Annotated in this window: 19 protein-coding genes; 6 read left to right on the top strand and 13 right to left on the bottom strand. The window is 62.6% G+C overall.

The features are described from left to right. Window positions 1-6 precede the first annotated feature (6 nt). A complete protein-coding gene (locus tag BLT08_RS02620) occupies window positions 7-984 on the bottom strand; it encodes an NAD(P)-dependent oxidoreductase (RefSeq protein ID WP_090303227.1) in 978 nt (325 codons plus the stop codon). Between the two features lie 148 nt (window positions 985-1,132). On the opposite strand from BLT08_RS02620, the gene BLT08_RS02625 reads away from it, so the two are divergent. Both BLT08_RS02625 and ilvA read left to right on the top strand, forming a co-directional pair. After that, window positions 1,133-2,491 carry an amidohydrolase gene (locus BLT08_RS02625; RefSeq protein ID WP_090303228.1) on the top strand — a complete coding sequence of 453 codons (1,359 nt, stop codon included), beginning with the start codon at window positions 1,133-1,135 and terminating at the stop codon, window positions 2,489-2,491. Next, window positions 2,488-3,744 (top strand): threonine ammonia-lyase, encoded by a 1,257-nt coding sequence (ilvA, locus tag BLT08_RS02630; RefSeq protein ID WP_090303229.1) that lies wholly within the window; start codon window positions 2,488-2,490, stop codon window positions 3,742-3,744. The genes BLT08_RS02625 and ilvA overlap by 4 nt, the downstream gene beginning before the upstream one ends. Window positions 3,745-3,828: 84 nt before the next feature. Here ilvA and BLT08_RS02635 read toward each other — a convergent pair whose 3' ends face one another. The 8 genes from BLT08_RS02635 to BLT08_RS02670 form a co-directional block, all read right to left on the bottom strand. Next, a complete protein-coding gene (locus tag BLT08_RS02635; RefSeq protein WP_245724135.1) occupies window positions 3,829-4,257 on the bottom strand; it encodes an ester cyclase in 429 nt (142 codons plus the stop codon). A gap of 123 nt (window positions 4,258-4,380) precedes the next feature. Next, window positions 4,381-5,739: an aminotransferase class III-fold pyridoxal phosphate-dependent enzyme gene (locus BLT08_RS02640; protein ID WP_090303231.1), complete on the bottom strand. Its 1,359-nt coding sequence runs from the start codon at window positions 5,737-5,739 to the stop codon at window positions 4,381-4,383. 212 nt (window positions 5,740-5,951) lie between these two features. Next, a complete protein-coding gene (locus BLT08_RS02645) occupies window positions 5,952-6,812 on the bottom strand; it encodes a hypothetical protein (protein ID WP_139171258.1) in 861 nt (286 codons plus the stop codon). A 248-nt stretch (window positions 6,813-7,060) separates the two neighbouring features. Next, the gene (locus BLT08_RS02650) at window positions 7,061-8,743 is read right to left on the bottom strand and encodes a BCCT family transporter (protein WP_090303233.1); all 1,683 of its coding nucleotides are present in this window, start codon (window positions 8,741-8,743) and stop codon (window positions 7,061-7,063) included. Between the two features lie 510 nt (window positions 8,744-9,253). Continuing rightward, on the bottom strand, window positions 9,254-9,901 hold the full coding sequence (locus BLT08_RS02655; protein WP_090303234.1) for a DUF8102 family protein: 648 nt from the start codon (window positions 9,899-9,901) through the stop codon (window positions 9,254-9,256). Between the two features lie 260 nt (window positions 9,902-10,161). Then, window positions 10,162-11,442 (bottom strand): amidohydrolase, encoded by a 1,281-nt coding sequence (locus BLT08_RS02660; RefSeq protein WP_090303235.1) that lies wholly within the window; start codon window positions 11,440-11,442, stop codon window positions 10,162-10,164. Window positions 11,443-11,714: 272 nt separating this feature from the next. Continuing rightward, window positions 11,715-12,104 carry a Rid family detoxifying hydrolase gene (locus BLT08_RS02665; RefSeq protein WP_090303236.1) on the bottom strand — a complete coding sequence of 130 codons (390 nt, stop codon included), beginning with the start codon at window positions 12,102-12,104 and terminating at the stop codon, window positions 11,715-11,717. A gap of 58 nt (window positions 12,105-12,162) precedes the next feature. Further along, window positions 12,163-13,533 carry an aspartate aminotransferase family protein gene (locus BLT08_RS02670; protein ID WP_090303237.1) on the bottom strand — a complete coding sequence of 457 codons (1,371 nt, stop codon included), beginning with the start codon at window positions 13,531-13,533 and terminating at the stop codon, window positions 12,163-12,165. A 173-nt stretch (window positions 13,534-13,706) separates the two neighbouring features. Between BLT08_RS02670 and BLT08_RS02675 the strand changes: the two genes are divergently transcribed. The 4 genes from BLT08_RS02675 to BLT08_RS02690 all read left to right on the top strand — a co-directional run bounded on the left by BLT08_RS02675 (window position 13,707) and on the right by BLT08_RS02690 (window position 16,419). Then, entirely contained in the window at window positions 13,707-14,555 is an 849-nt protein-coding gene (locus tag BLT08_RS02675; RefSeq protein WP_090303238.1) for a proline dehydrogenase family protein, read from the top strand. A gap of 39 nt (window positions 14,556-14,594) precedes the next feature. Beyond that, complete coding sequence (locus tag BLT08_RS02680; protein ID WP_090303239.1) at window positions 14,595-15,329, top strand: DUF502 domain-containing protein; 735 nt, start codon at window positions 14,595-14,597, stop codon at window positions 15,327-15,329. Window positions 15,330-15,401: 72 nt separating this feature from the next. After that, window positions 15,402-15,710 (top strand): hypothetical protein, encoded by a 309-nt coding sequence (locus BLT08_RS02685; RefSeq protein WP_175529219.1) that lies wholly within the window; start codon window positions 15,402-15,404, stop codon window positions 15,708-15,710. Between the two features lie 154 nt (window positions 15,711-15,864). Continuing rightward, entirely contained in the window at window positions 15,865-16,419 is a 555-nt protein-coding gene (locus BLT08_RS02690; RefSeq protein ID WP_090303241.1) for a dihydrofolate reductase family protein, read from the top strand. A 207-nt stretch (window positions 16,420-16,626) separates the two neighbouring features. On the opposite strand, the gene BLT08_RS02695 is transcribed toward BLT08_RS02690, so the two are convergent. The 4 genes from BLT08_RS02695 to BLT08_RS02710 form a co-directional block, all read right to left on the bottom strand. Further along, window positions 16,627-17,109, bottom strand: coding sequence for a hypothetical protein (locus BLT08_RS02695; RefSeq protein ID WP_245724136.1), 483 nt, complete (start codon window positions 17,107-17,109; stop codon window positions 16,627-16,629). Window positions 17,110-17,225: 116 nt separating this feature from the next. Continuing rightward, window positions 17,226-18,419, bottom strand: a complete 1,194-nt coding sequence (locus tag BLT08_RS02700; protein WP_090303242.1) for a threonine synthase — start codon at window positions 18,417-18,419, stop codon at window positions 17,226-17,228. A 214-nt stretch (window positions 18,420-18,633) separates the two neighbouring features. After that, on the bottom strand, window positions 18,634-18,810 hold the full coding sequence (locus tag BLT08_RS02705; RefSeq protein WP_006090391.1) for a 50S ribosomal protein L37e: 177 nt from the start codon (window positions 18,808-18,810) through the stop codon (window positions 18,634-18,636). Continuing rightward, window positions 18,807-19,034 (bottom strand): LSM domain-containing protein, encoded by a 228-nt coding sequence (locus BLT08_RS02710; RefSeq protein WP_006090390.1) that lies wholly within the window; start codon window positions 19,032-19,034, stop codon window positions 18,807-18,809. Before BLT08_RS02710 ends, BLT08_RS02705 begins: the two co-directional genes overlap by 4 nt. Window positions 19,035-19,204: the final 170 nt, after the last annotated feature.

Here is a 19,204-nt window from a genome sequence, read left to right on the forward strand (position 1 = left end):
GTCTCGTCAGTTCGACTCCGGCCGGTAGACGGCGTTCTCGAGGTCGCTACCCGTCCCCTCGTCGAGCACACCGACGTTGTGCGCGACGATGTCGGCCAGCCGATCCCAGTGTTTCGGCGTGTGGCCGCCCGTGTGAGGCGTGATGAGGCAGTTCTCGAGGTCCCAGAGCTCGTGATCGTTGGGCAACGGTTCGGGCTCGGTGACGTCGAGCGCCGCGCCGCGGATGCCGTTGAACTGCAGCGCCGCGACGAGCGCGTCGGTGTCGATGATGCCGCCCCGGGCCGCGTTAACGATAACTGCATTCGGCGGGAGCGTCGCCAGCGCGTCCTCGTCGACGAGGTTGCGCGTCAGATCGTTCAGCGGACAGGCGAGGACGACGTACTCGCTGCGCGAGAAGGCCTCGTGGATGTCCGCCTCCTCGAAGCTCAGCACCTCGTCGGTCGGCCCGCCCTTCTCGGGCGTGTAACGGATGCCGATCGTCTCGACGTCGAAGCCCTCGAGTCGCTGGACGATCTCCTGACCGATCGAGCCGAGGCCGACGACGGTGACCGTGCTGTCGGTGAACTCGTGGGACTGGAAGTGACGCCACTCGCCGTTTTGCTTGCGCCGCCAGCCCTCGTGGAGATTTCTGGCGAAGACGAGCATGTTAGCGATCGACTGCTCGGCGATGCCGGGTGCGTGGATGCCGCCCGCGTTGGTGACGGCCACGCCGTGGTCGGCCAGGGCGTCCATCGGCACGTGGTCGGTCCCGGCGAACGTACACGCGAACAGTTCGAGTCGGTCGGCGGCCTCGAGGAGGTCCTCCTCGATCGTGATACCGGTGACGACCCGCGCTTTCGGGACGAGTTCGCGCTCCTCTTCGGGCGTCCGCGCGAGCGCGACGGTGTGGTCGGGGAGCCGTTCGCGAAGCGTCTCGGCGTACGATTCCATCGACAGCCCTTCCGTTCCCTCTCGAAGAACGACGACGTCTGGATTCGTGCTCATAGTGGTGAATGTGTGCGCTATCGCGGCCTATCGCCGCTGTAACGCAGCTATACTCTACGGTTGTCATCGTCTCTCTTATCCTTTTTGTGTAGTCGGCGTCAACACTCATTGTGTATAATTAAGTCACTGGGGCGCGTCAGTGACTGGCATGAACGAGCCGATACGGGACCGCCTCGTTTCCCTCCGCCGCAGTTTGCACCGCCACCCCGAGCCGGCGTGGCGCGAGTTCTACACGACCGCACGGATCGTCGAGGAGATCCGAGCCATCGGCGTCGACGAACTGGCCGTCGGCCCGGACGCATACGATCCCGCGGATCGGATGGCCGTCCCCGAAGACCACCGACTCGCGTCGTGGGCCAAACGGGCGCGCGAACGCGGTATCGATCCCGACCTGTTCGATCGGATGGCCGGCGGCAACACCGGCGCCGTCGCCGTCATCGATCGCGGCGAGGGTCCTGCGATCGGACTGCGGGTCGACATCGACGCGCTGTTCATCGAGGAGTCGGACGAGAGGGGACACGACCCGGCCGACGAGGGCTTTCGTTCGGAGATCGATGGCGCGATGCACGCCTGCGGCCACGACGTCCACATGACCTGGGGGTTGGCCGTCCTCGAGGCCATCAAAGAGAGCAACTTCGCGGGCCGACTCGTCGTGTTCTTCCAGCCCGCAGAGGAGACCAGCGGCGGCGGCTGTCCGATGGCCAAGAGCGATTTCGCCGCCGATCTCGACTATCTCCTCGCGGCCCACGTCGGACTCGACCATCCGACGGGCGAGGTCGTGGCCGGGATCGAGAAGCCGCTCGCGATGGCCCACATCGACGCGACCATCCACGGAACCTCCGCACACGCCGGGAAGGCCCCCAACGAGGGCGACAATGCGATGCACGCGATGGGAACCACGATCGTCAACGCCTACGGCATCCCCCGACACGCCGACGGAATGACCCGGGTGAACATCGGCTACGCCGAGGCCGGCTCCGCGAGCAACGTCATCGCCGAGGAGGCCCACATGGAGGCCGAAGCCCGCGGCGAGACCACCGAGCTGATGGAGTACATGACCGACGAACTCGAGCGAACGGTCAACTCGGCCGCGACGATGCACGGCTGTCGGGCCGACGTCGAGGTGGTCAGCAAATCGCCGCGAGCCGACAGCGACCCCGAACTGCAGGCCCTCGTTAGCGAGGTCGCAAGCGGCGTCCGCGGGATCGATCACGTCGTTCCCGCCGCCGACTTCGGTGCGAGCGAGGACGCCACGTTCCTGATGGAACGCGTCCAGCAGGACGGCGGGCTGGCGACGTACCTGATCGTCGGCACCGATCATCCGACGAGCCATCACACGCCGACGTTCGACGTGGACGAAGACAGCCTCGAGCACGGCGTCGACGTCCTCGTCGAGACGATCCGGGAACTCGAGCGCGCACATCCGGTCCCACACGTCGAAGCCCCGGCGGACGTCGAGCGTCCGGTAGACGTCGAGGGCCCGGCGGACGCGGAGGGCGGTGAATGAGCCGGGATCGCGAGACTGAGCCCGCGCTCGTCAGCCTCGAGGACGTCGAGGACGCCCGCGACCGGATCGACGATGTCGTCCACCGGACGCCGCTCGACACCTCGAGCACGTTCGCCGAGCTGAGCGGCGCCGCGTCGGTCGGGCTCAAACTCGAGAACGTCCAGCGGACGGGCTCGTTCAAGATCCGGGGCGCGTACAACACGATGGCCCAGCTATCCGACGAGGAGCGCGACGGTGGCGTCATCTCATCGAGTGCGGGCAACCACGCCCAGGGCGTCGCGCTGGCCGGTCAGCTGCTCGATATCGAGACGACGATCGTGGTGCCCGAAGTCACGCCCGCCGCGAAGATCGAGGCCACCCGCGGCTACGGCGCCGAGGTCGTCGTCGAGGGCGAGATCTACGAACGGTCCTACGAGTACGCCCTCGAACGGGCCGAGGAGACCGGCGAGACGTTCGTTCACCCCTTCGACGATCCGGCGATCATCGCCGGCCAGGGAACGATCGGTCTCGAGTTGCTCGAGCAGTATTCGGCGCTCGACACCGTCCTCGTGGCGATCGGCGGCGGCGGGCTGATTTCTGGTATCGGGACGGTTCTCAAGGCCCGTGATCCGGATACTCGCGTGATCGGGGTCCAGCCCGAAGGCGCGTACCACGCGAAACCGTCGCTCGAGAACGACGAGATTCGGGAACTCGAGGACGTCGACACCGTTGCGGAGGGCATCGCTGATACGCGGCTGCTCGAGACCACGTTCCTGAACGCTCGCGAGGTCGTCGACGACGTGGTGAGCGTCAGCGACCGCGAGATCGCGACCGCCGTGACGTTGCTCGCCGAGCGCGCGAAGACCGTTGCCGAGAGCGCGGGGGCCGCACCCCTGGCGGCCGCGTTGTCGGATTCGGTTGCCCTGGACCTCGAGGGCAACCACGTCGGCGTCGTCGTTTCGGGGGGTAACGTCAACCTCTCCGAACACGCCGAACTGACCCGAACCGGGCTCCACGAACTCGAGCGATACGCTGAGGCCCGGTTGGCCGTTGCAGGCTGGCCGACGACCGTCGGTGAGGTCGTGGAGACTGTGGAATCGGAAGGGGCTGAACTGGATGTCCTCGAGCGCGCGCGTCGGGGTCCCGACGACGAGCCGAACCGAGTTCCCGTGACGATTGGGCTCGAGGGAAGTGGACGGGAGCATCTTGCAGGGGTGCTCGAAGCGCTGTCGGACGTAGACGGCGTCTCGGTCCTCGAACACTCGCTCGCGTAAGGATCGATTGGCTGCTGGCTACCGGCGCTCGACTGCGGCGCCAACGCGATTCGAGGAGAACGTAACGAAAGCGGGGAATCGCGCTCAGAACGGGCGTTGGTCGACCAGTCCAAGCTGTCGCATAAAGCCGAGCGCGTCGTCGTTGACCCATCGTTCGACGAGTTTGCCGTCCTCGACACGGTCGAACATCGCGCCGGTGACGTCGATTCGGTTCCCCGTCGGTTCGACTCCGAGCAGTTCTCGCTCGTGGGTGCCGGTGGTCCGGAACCGAGTCGCGACGATGTCGTCGTCCTCGATCATCTGCTCGACGGCCATCTCGAAATCCGAGACGGCGCCGCGGAAGTTCTCGACGAGCCAGCGGTAGTCTTCGGGTCCGCGGACCGAGTCTTCGATCATCGGATTTCGGTAGACGAATTCGTCGGCGACGAGCGCATCGATCGCGTCGAAATCACCGCCGTTCCAGACGTCTTCGATGTCCTGTCGGACGGTCTCCATCGGTGTTCGTGAGGGCACTGATATTCACCGGAGTGGTACACGCTCACAGGGAGCATAACCCTTTGCGCCCGCTCCTGATAGGTCTGAAAACGGCACTATATGGGTCGGAACGAAACTGCGGTCCCCCCGACTTCCGATCGATTACGCTCGAACCGTCGCGCCCGCGGCGTCGATCGCCTCGAGGAAGATGCCGATCCCGAGTTCGATCTCGCGTTCGCTCGAGTCCAGCGGCGGGAGGAGTCGAATCGTCTTCTTCCCGCAGCCGAGGGTGAGCATGCCGCGTTTCAGCGACTCTTTGACCACGGCAGCCCGTCGCTCGGGCGTATCGAAGGTCACCGCGAGCATCAGCCCCTTCCCGCGGACGTCCTGGACGTACTCGGGCGAGTCGTCGCGCAGCAGTTCCTTCGCCTGCTCCCCGCGCTGGGTTGCGTTGTCGAGCAGGTCGTGTTCCTGAATGGCCTCGAGGGTGAACGTCCCCATCATCGATCCCAGGAGATCGCCGCCGCCGAACGTCGAGCCGAGTCGGTTCTTTTCGCTGGGGAAGATCTCGGAGCGCGAAATCGTCGCGCCGACGCGGAGCGCCTTCGCGGCGGAGATGACGTCGGGCTCGATGGGGTAGTGATCCGAAGCCCAGATTTCGCCGGTGCGGCCGACGCCGGACTGGATCTCGTCGACGACTAGCGGGATGTCGTACTCGTCGGTGACGTCCGCGATCTCCTGCATGAACGCCTCGCTGGGGAAGCGGTAGCCGCCGACGCCCTGAATGGGCTCGAGGGTGAGGAAGGCGATCTCGTCGGGGTTGATGTGGCCGCCTTCGGGCGACAGGGAGTTTCGAAGCTGCGAGCCGGCGCCGGTGAAGAAGCCGCAGTCGCAGGTGCTCGCGTCACAGCCGCGATCGGCACAGAACGGGATCGTCTCGATCCCGTCGATCTGTGGGTAGTGACGCGTGTAGACCTCCTTCGATTTCGTGATCGAGAGCGTTCCGAACGTACGACCGTGGAAACTCCCCGAAAACGCAACACCGTACTTCGACGGCGCACGGTAGTCGTTGGTGATCTTCATCGCGTTCTCCATCGCCTCCGCGCCGGAGTTCGAGAGGAAAACCGTGTCCATATCGTACTGGCTCGAGACCTCGACGAGTTTGTCCATGAGGTGACTCGAGCCCGGCACGTCCGACTCCTCGGGGGTCGGGCCAGCGCCGAAGTACATGTCTTGGCCGGCGATCTTCATCGGCTCGACGAGGTCGAACTCCCGAAGCTTGTCGGTGAGCTTCGGGTTGTTGTAGCCGAGGGGTGCAGCGCCGATATGGCAGGTGAAATCGAGCAGTACGTTGCCGTCGACGTCGGTCACGAACGGGCCGTCGGCCTCTCGGGTCACGTCCCAGACGAACTCGTGAGAGTACTCGCTCGGTGCCGCGTTCGCGCCGTGGAACTCGACCCACTCCTGGGCGTTGGGGCCGGGGAAGGCATCCACGTTCGGTTCCGCTGTATCCCTATCCATACACAGATAATGTGTACGTCATACATTAAATGTTGTTATCGGTTCGCAATAATAACAGCGGCAAACAGTTGCAGGGTTGGTCATCGCGGCGAAAACCGGCCCGCTGTGCTTCGAGTTGCGTTGTGCGTTCGGTTGGAAAAACGACAGGCTGGTTCAGACGCAATTCTCGACTCCGGCCGGGACAGAAGGTGGGTTATTGGTGTCGCTCAGTCTCAATCGGTTTCAACCGTTGGGCAAGGTCTGCTCGGGCATGTATACCCGTGGTCATCGAGATCGAACGTTTTCGTCTCGGCCGTTACTTCTCGGTTTCCGGTATCGGTAAATGCCTCGAATGTGACGGACCCAACCGCATTATCTGGCACCTGAAACCGCATGTTGTGGTAGCCGAAGCCCACCGAATCGTCATCCGAGGTAGACCAACCATCGTTGAACACCACCTCCCCAGTACTTTCGTCTTGAAGAACGTTGTGACTCGATGCTCGCGCAACTGTATACAGAAACGCGGGCACGCCGAGTTTCGGATAGAGCACCGAGCCACCGGCGACGAGGACGTCCCCGAGAGCCGAAAACGCGTCCTCATTGTCTCCGCTCGGGGATGCAGAACCATCGGGATTTGTCTTCCCGCTATCAATATTCGAGGAAGAGTCGGGCTGTGGGTCGGGAACGACGGAATCGTCGACGCTCCACCGGAAGCCAAACGTTTTTACGTAATCTGCATCGCCGCGGGAGCCCCCCGTGCCGTGAGCTTCGTGTAAGCCGGCGAGGTCGAAAGAGTAGGTGACACAGTCGTTGCAGTTGGAACTCGTCCATCCTCTGTAGCCGACGGACAGACTGGTTTCTCCTTCGATCCTCCGTTCGTGGGGACGATAGTAGTAATCGATTTCTTCGGATGTACTGTCGCAGTCCGTGTATTCACCGTTGTTGAGGTCGGGACAGTCAGAGCTCGCTTTTACAGTTCCGCTGAGGCCGAGAACGGACGTCCCGATGACTGCGGTCGTACCAATCGAGCGAAGCACTTCTCGTCGGTCGAAGGCTCGACTCTTGTCGAGCATGTTCAGATTTTCTGAACTCATCAACTATACTTTAACTCATCTTCTATATAAATATTCCCGTGGCTAATTTATAATTGATATAAAAGCGCAATCAACCGTTGGAAATAGTTACCAGTTAATGAGATAGTGTCGTAGAAGTCAACTGTTCGATATCATTAGACATGAATCCCCGTACTGATCTCCGGACGGAATTTTCGAAGAGGTAGTGAAAGAAATCAAACGACGTCACAGTCGACGCAGGTCGAACAATGAAGAGAGCCGCGACCGGATCAGTCGTCGTCGCCAGGTTCGGCGGCCGGCGACGGCTCGTCATCGGACTGGCCTCGAGCCGAGCCGAAGATGACCGTCTTCTCCTGGAGCAAGACGCGGCCTCGCGAGCCGCTGAAGTCCTTGACCAGACAGAGCACGGCGAGGAAACAGACGATCGCGAACGGCGCGCCCGTGATGATGACTGCGTCCTGCAGGGCGCCGGCACCACCCTCACCGCCGAGGATCATGAGGATCGCGGCGGTCAGACCGAGGACGATCCCCCAGAAGAGGCGGTTGATGGTGGACGGGGACGCCTTGCCGCCGGTGGTCATCATCGAGACGGCGAGCGTCGAGGAGTCCGCCGAGGTGACGAAGAACGTCGTCACGATGACCATGAAGCCGAGTATCAGAATCGAACCGATCGGCACTGTAAACTCGACGACCAGCAGGTCCAGCGTGAGTGAGAGCGCGTCGAACAGAATGAACCCGGATACTTCTGGACCGGGGCCCCCTGGTGCGATCACTTCACTGAAGTCGGCGAGGCCTGTGTGTTGTGCCCATACCGCAGTACCGCCGACGAACGTGAACCACGGGACGGTCGCTGCTGACGTCGCGACGATACCGGTAAACGCGACTTCGCGGATGGTTCGCCCCTTCGAGATACGGGCGATGAACAGCCCCGCGAACGGAGACCACGAGAGCGCCCAGGCCCAGTAGAAGACGGTCCAGTCTTCGACCCAGCCGGTGGCACCCTCCTCGCCGGCACCGGTGTAGAGGCTCATCGAGACGAAGTCGCTGATCATTCCGCCCATCGCCTGCGAGCCGAGCAACAGAAGGAACATCGTCGGCCCCACGATGAACGTCGCGATCATGATCACGACGAACAGCCCCATATTAAAGTTCGACAGTCGCCGGATCCCCTTGTCGACCCCGAGCACCATCGAGATCGTAAACAGGATCGTCATGGTCGTCACCACGATCAGGATGCCGGCGTCGCCCATGTCGATTCCCCACTGGTAATCGAGACCGGAGATGAACTGGCTACCGATGAACCCCAGCGAGGTCGCGACCCCACCGATCGTCGCGAAGACGGCGAGGATGTCGATCACCTTGGCGGCCGGGCCGTCGAGGTTCTCCTTCCCGAGAATCGGCGTGAGCGCCGAGGACACCCGCAACGGGACGTTATCGTAGTTGTACGCGAAGTAGCCGATCGCGATGCCCATGATGGTAAACACCGCGAGCTGGGGCAGTGCCCAGTGGAACAGCGTTTGCTGAATCGCGTACGTCATCGCCGCGCTGGATTCGGCTTCGACGCCGAACAGGGGGTTCGGATCGGCGTAGTAGAACAGCCCCTCCGTTGGCCCCCAGAACACGACACCCGCGGCGAACCCGGCCGAGTACAGCATCGTGAAAAACGAGAAGAAGCTGTACTCGGGATCCTCGTCCCCCATCTTGATCTTCCCCCACGGACCGACGATCAGGAACAACAGGAAGACGACGATCAGGAAGACGATCACCAGCAGCGCCCAGTTCATGTAGCCGACCATCTGCTCCTGGACGGTTCCGATTCCGTCAGCGACGAAGTCCCGATCGATGAAGAATGCGACGATCACCCCGACCGTCAACAACGCACCGAACGCGAAGACGATCGGATCGAGCTCGTCGAAGAACCGATCGACTGCCCCCTTCTCGTCGCTGCTCATGCACTCTCACCCCCGGACCTCGAGCAACTGGTTACCGATTGCACACACCGTCCCCGTGTTGCATCTACCATGCTTCGCGATAGCATACCGGACCAATTGTCAGTCTCTCGCATAAACATTTCCTTTTTGTATCTAACATACACAGATTACGTTTATTGGATGGGTCTGTTACGGAGAGCCTCAACGATATGCTATACCGCCCGATTGTTTTATTATACTCTCCCTACTCCACAATCATGGTATATAACTCGAAGGTACGCCAGAGTCATAAATCGATAGCCATGGAATACACACGTTTGCGTGAAAGTGTAGATACACTGACCGTATCACATACTGTAGTCACTACGGACGACAGGAGTGAGCCGAGTGGATCGAAACGAGAGCACCCAAGCGGACGGCGTGGTGCTCGAGCCAGCAATCGGGCAGCGACGGAAAATCGAAGGGTGAACCGAGACCGAAACGCTCCTCGATGTCTTCGGCTCGAGTCGACGTCACGCCGTCATAGGACAGTCAGTTCGTGAGTTCCTCGAGTTTCCGCTCGCGCTCTGCAGCGCTCTCGCTGACCTGACTGGTGTACTCGTCGACGCGGTCTTTGATCTCCTCGCGGGCCGACTCGGGCGAGAACTCGTCGGACATGGTCAGGAGGCGCACGAACGCACGGAGTTCCTCGTCGGTAAGCTGAGCGAACTCCTCGTTCTCGAGTTTCTCGACGACTTCGTCGACGTCGATCTGGCCGACCGGTTCGACGTTGAACTCGACGTTGACCATCCGGTAGTTCGAACCGGCGAGGCGCTGTTCGGCCTGGCCGACGCCCTCCGAGAGCATGTCCTTGAACGGCGTGTGGTAGCCGATCGTCCCGAGGTGCAGAAAGGCGAGCATATCGGTGATCCCCTGCGTGTAGGCGTCGCGTTCGTCGTCGTCGGGATCGAAGACGGTCTTGCGGTCTCGCTCTTCCATGTACTCGAACAGAATGCTGAAATCGAGAACCGCGTTTCGGACGCGGCGGCGAATCCGGTTCCGTTTCTGCTTTTTCGAGTGGTCGGTGTAGTCCGTCTTTCGCCCGAGGAGGAAGTCGCGATCGGAGGGCGTGAGAATACCGCGCGGTCGATCGGCATCGGCTGCCGTCTCTAAGGACGCCGGCACGTCATCCTGACTCATACTGGGTACACGAGCATCCCGCGAATTAACTTTTCTGATTCGTCAAACATGTGTTTTGAAAGACAGTTTTGCGATCGGGAATCGAAATTGCGGTACACGAATACTGTATGCCGGACGAACGACCTTCACAGTCAGATACTACGGTGCACACGACGTCCACTCGTGCAATCGAGAGCCGCGGGGCACACCTGTGCGGCCGGTAACCGCGGCACGCACTACGCGCAGCCGAGAGTCGCGGGGTACACGAGGTACAGATACGATCAGGGTCGTCGACGGGCGCACTCGAGGACGGCGTCGGTCAACACCGAGACGCCGATGTCGAGGCTCTCCTCGTCGATATCGAAGGTGGGCGTCTGGTGGTTGGTCGGGTGGTCCGTTCCGACGAGGACGTACGAGGCGAGTCCGCCGGACTCCTGGACGCGTTCCATCAGGTAGGTCGCGTCCTCGCTCGCGCCGAGATCGGCGGTCTCGATGACTTCGTGGACGCCGGTGGATCGCCGCGCGACCTCGCCGACGAGATCCCGCAGCGCGGGGTCACTGTCGACGCTCGGCGACTCGCTGATCATCCGCGGAGTCACGTCACAGTCGTGCATCTCCGCGGCGGCGTAGCAGACGCGCTCGAGTTCCGTTCGCGTGTACTCCATCAGCGCGGTCGTCTCCCCGCGGACCTCGCCTTCGATGGTGATCTCCTCGGCGATGACGTTGCTCGCGGTGCCGCCCTCGATGCAGCCGAAATTCACGCGGGTCATCCCCTCGTCGTGGCGCGGAATCGCGTAGGCGTTCTGAATCGCGGTCGCGACCGCCTGCATCGCGTTGGCTCCCTCGTTGGGGGCCTTCCCCGCGTGTGCGCTCGCGCCCTCGAACGTCACCGTGATGTGAGCCATCGCGAGCGGCTTCTCGACCCCGGCGACGACGGACCCCGTCGGATGATCGAGCCCCAAATGCACGGCGAGCAGGTAGTCGACGTCGTCGAGATACCCCCCTTCGGCCATCGCCTTGCCGCCGCCCGAAATCTCCTCGGCGGGCTGGAAAAACACCGTAAACGTCCCCGAAAACTCGCTCGCCGCGACCGCCTCGAGCGTCCCGAGCGCCATCGCGACGTGGGCGTCGTGACCGCAGGCGTGCATGTAGCCGTCGTGCTCCGAGCGAAAGCTCTCGTCGGCCGGCCGGTGGCCGGGTTCGTCGGACTCGCTGATCGCGGTGGCGTCCATGTCGACGCGCAGGCCGACCGACGGCCCCTCGCCGCGCTCGAGGACGGCCACGACGCCGGTGTGTCCGTCGGCCGTCTGCTCCAGTACATCCTCGCGAACGCCGGCCTCGCGGGCACGCTCGAGCCAGGGCTCGATCGCCGCCGCGTCGGGGACGGCCATCCGCGCATCGGTCGCGAGACAGTCTCGGCCGATCGCGATCTCGTCGACGCCGATCCGCTCGAGTTCTTCGACGATCCGCCCGGTCGTCCGGAACTCCCGCCAGCCGGGTTCGGGGTAGCGGTGGAACTCCCGCCGGAGGTCGGTCAACCTGTTTCGCACGTCGTAGGCCATTCTTGCCGGTTGTAAGCGGGGGAGCTACTTAACCGTGGCCGATACCGGGAGGAGCGACGCGCTGCCGGTCGAGCGTTCGACTTAGCGGCTACGAGGTAACGGCGACGTCGCAGTCCGCTCGGGTGCGGAACAAAGTGAATCGTGTACGGGGCCAAAGTGAACCGGGCGATTGGAGTACGGGACGAAACGAATCGGTGAATCGAAAAGGGGGCAGAATCACCGTCGTCACCGCCGGCGATTCGATCGTCGAACTATCCTGGTTCGGCTGGACGCTATCCGAGGTACGCGATCGCGTCCAGCTCGACGCGAACGTCCTCGGGCAGCCGCGAGACCTCCACGCAGACGCGTGCCGGTGGTTCCGCGCCGAACTTTGCGCCGTAGGCCTCGTTGACCGCGTCGTAGTCCTCGAGGTCGGTCAGGTAGACGGTGACTTTGACGACGTCCTCGAGGCCGTCGCCGCCGGCTTCGTCGACCACGCTCTCGATATTCTCGAGGACCCGGTCGGTCTGCTCTCGAATATCGCCGTCGACGACCTCGCCGGTCTCGGGATCGACGGGGCCGTAGCCGGAGACGTACAGCGTGTCGCCGGCCCGGACGCCCTGCGAGTAGGGGTTGTCGTTGCTCGGTGCGCCGTCGGTTTCGATGGAGTTGGTGTCGGACATGTCAGTCGAATCGGTTTCAGAAGGGAATCGAGGGGGTGGTCGTGGGTCAGTTCGGTCGTTACGCGTCGTCGACTGCGTGTTCGATGCCGTCGACGATGACGTCCAGCGCCGTCTCCGCGAGGTCGTGGGTGAGCACGAGCGGCGGGATGCAGCGCAGGATGTTGCCGTGGCGGCCGGCCGTCCAGACGAGGACGCCGTGTTCGAAGCAGTACTGCTGGATGTCGTCGACGAGGTCGCCGTCGGGCTTTCCGTCGCTGTCGACGAACTCCGCACCGATGAACAGCCCCTTCCCACGGATCTGGCCGAGTCGGTCGGTCTCGTCGGCGGCTTCCTGCAGGCGACCCTGGATGTACTCGCCGAGCTCGCGGGCGTGGGCGAGCAGCTCGTGCTCCTGAATGTACTCGATTGCGCGGGTGCCGGCGCGCATAGCGACGACGTGGCCGCGGTAGGTGCCGGCGTGGTCGCCCGATCCCCACGTGTCGAGTTCCTCCTTGTACATCGTCGCGGAGAGCGGGAAGCCGACGCCGCCCAGCGCCTTTGCGGAGGTCATCACGTCAGGCGTGACGCCCTCCCAGTCGCAGGCCCACCACTCGCCGGTGCGGCCGAGTCCGCTCTGGATCTCGTCGAAAATGAGGACGATATCGTTTTCGTCCGCGATGTCGCGCACGCCCTGAAGGAACCCCTTCGGCGGCGTGACGATGCCGCCCTCGCCCTGAATCGGTTCGACGATGATGCCGGCCGGATTCGCGAGGCCGCCGTAGGGGTCCTCGACGATGGCCTTGAGCTCCTCGAGCGCGTGATCGACCGCTTCCTGTGGCGACTTGTCCTGGCGGAACGGGTACGGGTACGGCGCGTGGACGACGTCCGAAAGCAGCGGCGTGTAGTGGCCCTTGAACTTCTTGTTCCCGGTGACGCTCATCGCGCCGGTCGTCGCGCCGTGGTAGGCGCCGCGGAACGCGATCAGGCCGTCGCCGCCCGTGTTGTACTTCGCCAGCTTGATCGACGCTTCGACCGCGTCGCTGCCAGTCGGGCCGCCGAAGACGACCCGGTTGTTCCCCTGCATGCCGGCCGGCGCGATCTCGTCGAGCTTCTCGATCAGCTCGAGTCGCGCTTCCGTCGGGAAGTCCACGGTGTGGACGAACTTGTCGGCCTGCTCGTGGACGGCCTCCAAGACGTAGGGGTTCGAGTGACCGACGTTGAGCACGCCGATCCCGGCGAACATGTCGATGTAGGTGTTGCCGTCGGCGTCGCGAACCGTCGCGCCTTTCCCTTCCTCGAAGGCGATCGGGATGTCGTTGGGGTAGGCGACCGCGCTGCTGTCGATGTCCTCCTGTTTCTCGAGCAGCGCTCTCGTGTTCGGTCCGGGAACGGAGTCGACGTTCGGTGCGTCATCGAAGTGGATGTCGTCGATCGGCGGTCCTGCCGTCATACGTGACCTCAGGTGAAACAGATATTAATATCTTGTCCACAGTATCCATACAGAGCATATACAGATTTTGAACACACTGGTAGCGAGGTCGATCGGGAGCGATCCGCCGCGATGAGACGAACGGGCCGTTCGGCATACAAACTACCTTAGGACTGGCAGTCCAATTGGGGAACATGATCCCGCCGATCGCGAACCGCTTCGTCGCCGGGGAATCCCCCGCGCAGGCGCTCGATCACGTCCGGCAACTCAACGGTCGCAACGTTCGGGCGATCGTCAACCTGCTGGGCGAACACTACGACGACCGCCCGCCCGTCCGCTCGGACGCCGCGGAGTACCGGGCGCTGGCCGGCGATATCGCCAATTCGAATCTCGACGCCACGATCTCGATCAAGCCCTCCCAACTCGGGCTCAACCTCGGCGAGGACGTCTTCCGCGAGGAACTCGAGGAGGTCGTCGCGGCGGCGGCCGACCACGGCGTCTTCGTCTGGATCGACATGGAGGACCACACGACGACCGACGTGACGCTCGACGCGTTCGAGGACCTCGCTCGCGAGTACGGGAGCGACGACGAGTACCGGGTCGGCGTCTGCGTGCAGGCGAATCTGAAACGCACCCGCGCGGACGTCGAACGGCTCGCGGACGTGCCCGGGAAGGTCCGATTCGTCAAGGGAGCGTACAACGAACCCGACGATATCTCGTACTCGAGTTCGGCACGGGTCAACCACGAGTACGAGGCGCTGCTCGAGTACACGTTCGAACACTACGATCGCGGAATCGCGGTCGGCAGCCACGATCCGGCGATGATCGATCGCGCGATCGACCTCCACGAGGAACACGGCACCGAGTTCGAGATTCAGATGCTCATGGGCGTCCGCACCGACGCCCAGTACGAACTCGCCGCGGAGTATCCGGTCTACCAGTACGTCCCCTACGGCGACCGGTGGAAGTCGTACATGTACCGTCGCCTCACCGAACGGAAGGAAAACGTCTGGTTCGCCCTCCGCGCCATTCTCGGACGCTAAAGGGAAGGGCTCATAATCCCCTAGTGTGAGTTGGAGTACATGGCTTCGTGGAAGCGGGATTTTGCGAGCGGGCTCATCGTCCTCGGCCCGATTCTCGTCACCCTCTACGTAATTTACTGGCTCTACGGGCTCGTCGCCGGGCTCACTCCCGGGCTCATCCTCGAGGCGGAAGCCCTCGAGCCGCTGATCCCGGGCGACGGCGGGCAGGCCCAGCAGACTCGGGAACAGCTCGCGCAGTTTCTTCGCGTCGTCGTCGCCCTGACCGTCTTCACCATTCTCACCTTCTCCGTCGGCTACCTCATGCGGACGACCGTCGGCGGCCTCGTCGAACGCGTCGTCGACAACGTCGCGAATCGCGTCCCCGTGATGCGAGTCGTCTACAACGCCTCGAAGATGGCCGCTGAAACGGCCTTCGGCGAGCAGGACTCCCTCCAAAAACCCGTCAAACTCGAGACCTGGAACGGGCTGCGGATGACGGCGTTCAAGACCGGAAAAGTCACCGACGACGGACGCGAAGTGCTGTTCCTCCCGACCTCGCCGAACATCACCACCGGGTTCGTCATCGAGGTCGAATCCGACCGGATCACCGAACTCGACGAGGACGTCGAGGACGCCCTCACTCGCGTGCTGAGCGCCGGATTCGGCGACGCGAACCGAAATCGCGGGATGGAGGCCGGCGTCTCGATCGACGTCGTCGACGAGGCGAAAGCCGGCTCGCTCGAGGAGTCGAAAAAGGGAGCAAACGACGGCGCAACCGCCGGAAACGACGATTGACGGCAACACCGACGTAGCAGCTGTCGATCGCGGTACACTTATCAGTCGGACGGCTGTCATCCCCCAATAGCAATGTTTCCAGTAGCCTCCACCGAATCGATATTCAGCGGCGATATGAACCCGCTCACGCGCGCCTATCGAGACGTCGTCATCTACGACGAGGCCGGCGCCGACGCCGAACCGCTCTATGAGGGACCGATCGTCGTTCACGGAAACGGCTGGCTCGAACTCGAGGGCGGTCGACTCCTCTCACCGAGTGCGGTCCACCACATCGACATCTACGACGATATCGATGAAAGTGGGGACCGAAACGCCGACAAGCGGAACACGGACAACGACGCCGGAGACGACTATCGGACCAGTCGGTTCAGTCCTCGCTGACGGTCAGTGGTTACCAGTAGTCGGTAATTCGGTTTCGGTGTTGGGAGTTACACACCTTCTGTGTCTGAGCGGCGAGTATACGTGTGGTGTGCGACGGCCCAGTGCTAGTCGCTCTTTATACCGGCAGAACGCTTGCTACATCTCGGTTGTACCGATGAAGACCCAATACTACACAGCAACGAGCATCAACGGATATCTCGCCGACGAAGATCACTCGCTCGAGTGGCTCTTCCAGTTCGGAGATATCGGCGAGATCGAGGGTGTACAGGACGACTACCCGCAGTTCATAGAGCAGGTCGGTGCCGTGGCGATGGGCTCGACGACCTACGAGTGGCTCTTCGAGCAGGAAAACCTACTGGACAACCCGGAAAACTGGCCGTACGATGTCCCGGCGTGGGTGTTCAGCAGTCGGGAGTTGCCGGCGGTCGATGATGTGGACATCCGCTTCGTGCGGGGAGACGTTGCGCCAATCCACGCGGACATGGTAGCGGCCGCAGGCGAGAATAACGTCTGGCTCGTCGGTGGCGGTGACCTCGTCGGACAGTTCCACGACCACGGTTTACTCGACGAGATCATCCTCACCGTCGCTCCCGTTACGCTCGCTTCGGGTGCGCCACTATTGCCACGCACGATCGCTACCCCGCCACTGAAATTAGTTAATGTACAACAGTATGGCGATGTTTTTGCGGTTCTAACCTACGAGGTGTAACGGCCCAGTTCGCGCTCTTTAAAGGAGACAGTCAGCAGACCGATCTCGGCAGAACGTAGTTTCAAACTGTTGGCTCTGTTGACCTCCCTCAGATGACGAGTTCTAGTCGTGCTGAATACAACGCGCGACTGTTGCCCGACATCTGGCTCGATTTACGACGCTAGCGATCGTCCAGTACAGACGAGTGAATTATCAATTGGCTTGTAATCATCTTGCATACCAAACGATGGTTCCCACGATGTACCCAACCGTTCCGACGAAGATTGCAAACAGGAAACCAGATTTAACGCCGCGTTCGATCCCACCGATCAATTCCGCATCTGCAGAACTATACGCGTACCCCAACACTCGAGGGTACGAATACCGAGAGGTTGTTCCCCAGTCACCGGTGAGATAGCCTACGAGCGGGGGAAAAACGTACCACCAGAGGGCGAACAGCCACAGCGAACCGATAGTCGGTACGAGACCCGCCCTCACTACTCCTCCTGTAATAGCGATTCCGAGCGCCACTCCGATCCAGCCAAGAGAAAAGCCAACATCTAGCAGTTCGACGACAAACCCACCGGAGAAGAGCAGCAAAAGCGCGATCACCGCGAGTAGAAGAAGACCTCCTCTCCGACTTTCCCCGATAACGTGCGGCCAGAAGCGGTCAAAATCACTCGTCATCATAATACTAACTGTGGTTGTCACTAATGGTCTTTTTCCAGACGGTGGTTAGCTCAAATCTCACCTGTCCACCCTCGAATCGAGTTTCGGAGCGCAGTGAACCGTAGCCGGACGGCCACTCGAGCGCCCCGCAACCGTCGCTACACGCCCTGACTCATCAGGTGACTGCGCAACACGTCGCCTTCCTTGTTCCCCGAGGCGGTGTTGACGATGACGACCGTCTCGCTCCCGTCGAACTCGCCGCGCTCGGCGAGTTCCCAGACGCCGCTGGCCGCCGCGGCCGGACTCGGGGCCATCTCGAGGCCCTCGTGCTGGGCCACCTGCACCGCGGCCTCGAGGATGTCCCGGTCCTCGGTGGCGACGGCGCCCCCGTCGGTCTCGCGAAGCGCCTCGAGTACCCGCCCGCTCGCTGGCGGATCCGAAATCTCGATCTCGCCGCAGATCGTGTCCGGCGTTTCGACCGGTTCGTGTTCGTCACGGTCGTTCTCGAACGCGTCGACGATCGGCGCACAGCCGTCGGCCTGCGCGGCGTACAGTCCGGGGAGATCCTCGATTAAGCCGAGTTCCCGGAGCTCCGTCGCGGCCTTGTACGCGCCGACGAGGCCGACGCCGACGCCGGTCGGGTAGACGACGACGTCGGGCACGTCCCACTCGAGGCCCTCCACGATTTCGTAGAGCGTCGTCTTGGCGCCCTCGTGGCGATACGGCGTGACGAACGACTGCACGGAGTACCAGTCCTCGTTTTCGGCCAGCCCCTCCTCGAACGCGCCGACGGCGTCGTCGTACCGGCCGCCGACGACGTTCATGTCGCCGCCGTGGACGTTGATCATCGCCTTGTTCGAGAAACTCGAGCGCGAGGGGACGTAGGAGTGTGACTCGAGTCCCGCTCGGCCGGCGTACGCGGCGGCCGCCTGTCCACCGTTGCCCGTCGTGGCGAGCGCGACGTCGCTCGCGCCGTGCTGGCTGGCGGCCGTCAGGGCGACCGACTGGCCGCGATCGGTCGTCGACCCCGTCGGATTCCGCCCCTCGTCCTTGATCAGGAGCCGTTCGACGCCCAGTTCGTCGGCCAGGTCGGGACAGTCGACTAACGCCGTCGCGCCCTCGTTCGTCGTCACCGCGGACTCACGCGTGAACGGGAGCAGTTCCTCGTAGCGCCACAGCGAATCGAACGGCCGGGCGGCGAGCGTCTCCCGATCCAGATCGATCGCGTCGTAGTCGTAGGTCGCGTCGAGCAATCCATCGCAGTCGGGACAGGTGTGGTACTCCGCCGCGGCGTCGAAGGAAGCCCCGCAGTCGACACAGTCGAGGCCGGCAAAAGCGTCCGTCGTCTTCATACGTGGGTGTTCGCGTCCCGGGACTTGTAGCCACTGAAAGGCGATCCGCGTTCGTCCGGGGGTTAGCTGTGCTCACTCGGTGTGGAGCACACCGAACGCCGCGTTCGAGTTCCGCCGATCGCAGACGCCGACGGTCGAAAATCGACAATCGGGACTCGGCAGTGGGAACTCGAGGTCGGTGGAAACAGAAGCGAAGACGGCAGAAACGCCGCGGTCAGTTGTCGCCGGTCTTCTTCTGCCACTCGTAGCTGCGGCGTTTGGCGGATTTGCCGAAGCCACAGGACGAGCAGACTTTCTTCTTCGTGTGATACGATTTCTCTCCGCAGCGACGGCACTTCGTGTGTGTCGTCGTGTTCTTCTTTCCTTGGCTCGGGGTTCCTGCGCCAGTCATGGAGTGATCGAAACGACGTTATCGCCGCGTATAATGGTTGTGTCTTCGGCCGGCGTCTCTGCGTCCACTTCGCCCTCGAGGGGGATCGTCACGTCCTCGAGCACGAGATTCATGTGCTGATCGTAGCCAGCGAGGTCGCCGTCGTACTCGTCGCCACTCTTGAGTCGTACCGTGACACGTTCGCCGAGCGACGCCTCGAGGACATCCAGCGGTCGTCCACTCATACGAAAGAGCGCAGGTGATGGACACTTAATCGTACCGGTCCTGACTCCATCGAACCCCATTTCAGGGGCGACTAGACCTTCCGTTCCGACCGTGTTGTGAGCGACTGTACTGACCCACGACAACTTTGCGCACACAGTACGGTTCCGATCTGTGACGCCCAGCAAACAGT

It is taken from the genome of Natronorubrum texcoconense, from assembly GCF_900100335.1.
GTDB classification, from domain to species: domain Archaea; phylum Halobacteriota; class Halobacteria; order Halobacteriales; family Natrialbaceae; genus Natronorubrum; species Natronorubrum texcoconense.

Bases quoted from the DNA above. Each gene is read 5' to 3' on its own strand.
- BLT08_RS02620 (WP_090303227.1), bottom strand. From the start codon at position 984: ATGAGCACGAATCCAGACGTCGTCGTTCTTCGAGAGGGAACGGAAGGG.
- BLT08_RS02625 (WP_090303228.1), top strand. From the start codon at position 1,133: ATGAACGAGCCGATACGGGACCGCCTCGTTTCCCTCCGCCGCAGTTTG.
- ilvA (WP_090303229.1), top strand. From the start codon at position 2,488: ATGAGCCGGGATCGCGAGACTGAGCCCGCGCTCGTCAGCCTCGAGGAC.
- BLT08_RS02640 (WP_090303231.1), bottom strand. From the start codon at position 5,739: ATGGATAGGGATACAGCGGAACCGAACGTGGATGCCTTCCCCGGCCCC.
- BLT08_RS02645 (WP_139171258.1), bottom strand. From the start codon at position 6,812: ATGAGTTCAGAAAATCTGAACATGCTCGACAAGAGTCGAGCCTTCGAC.
- BLT08_RS02650 (WP_090303233.1), bottom strand. From the start codon at position 8,743: ATGAGCAGCGACGAGAAGGGGGCAGTCGATCGGTTCTTCGACGAGCTC.
- BLT08_RS02655 (WP_090303234.1), bottom strand. From the start codon at position 9,901: ATGAGTCAGGATGACGTGCCGGCGTCCTTAGAGACGGCAGCCGATGCC.
- BLT08_RS02660 (WP_090303235.1), bottom strand. From the start codon at position 11,442: ATGGCCTACGACGTGCGAAACAGGTTGACCGACCTCCGGCGGGAGTTC.
- BLT08_RS02665 (WP_090303236.1), bottom strand. From the start codon at position 12,104: ATGTCCGACACCAACTCCATCGAAACCGACGGCGCACCGAGCAACGAC.
- BLT08_RS02670 (WP_090303237.1), bottom strand. From the start codon at position 13,533: ATGACGGCAGGACCGCCGATCGACGACATCCACTTCGATGACGCACCG.
- BLT08_RS02675 (WP_090303238.1), top strand. From the start codon at position 13,707: ATGATCCCGCCGATCGCGAACCGCTTCGTCGCCGGGGAATCCCCCGCG.
- BLT08_RS02680 (WP_090303239.1), top strand. From the start codon at position 14,595: ATGGCTTCGTGGAAGCGGGATTTTGCGAGCGGGCTCATCGTCCTCGGC.
- BLT08_RS02685 (WP_175529219.1), top strand. From the start codon at position 15,402: ATGTTTCCAGTAGCCTCCACCGAATCGATATTCAGCGGCGATATGAAC.
- BLT08_RS02690 (WP_090303241.1), top strand. From the start codon at position 15,865: ATGAAGACCCAATACTACACAGCAACGAGCATCAACGGATATCTCGCC.
- BLT08_RS02700 (WP_090303242.1), bottom strand. From the start codon at position 18,419: ATGAAGACGACGGACGCTTTTGCCGGCCTCGACTGTGTCGACTGCGGG.
- BLT08_RS02705 (WP_006090391.1), bottom strand. From the start codon at position 18,810: ATGACTGGCGCAGGAACCCCGAGCCAAGGAAAGAAGAACACGACGACA.
- BLT08_RS02710 (WP_006090390.1), bottom strand. From the start codon at position 19,034: ATGAGTGGACGACCGCTGGATGTCCTCGAGGCGTCGCTCGGCGAACGT.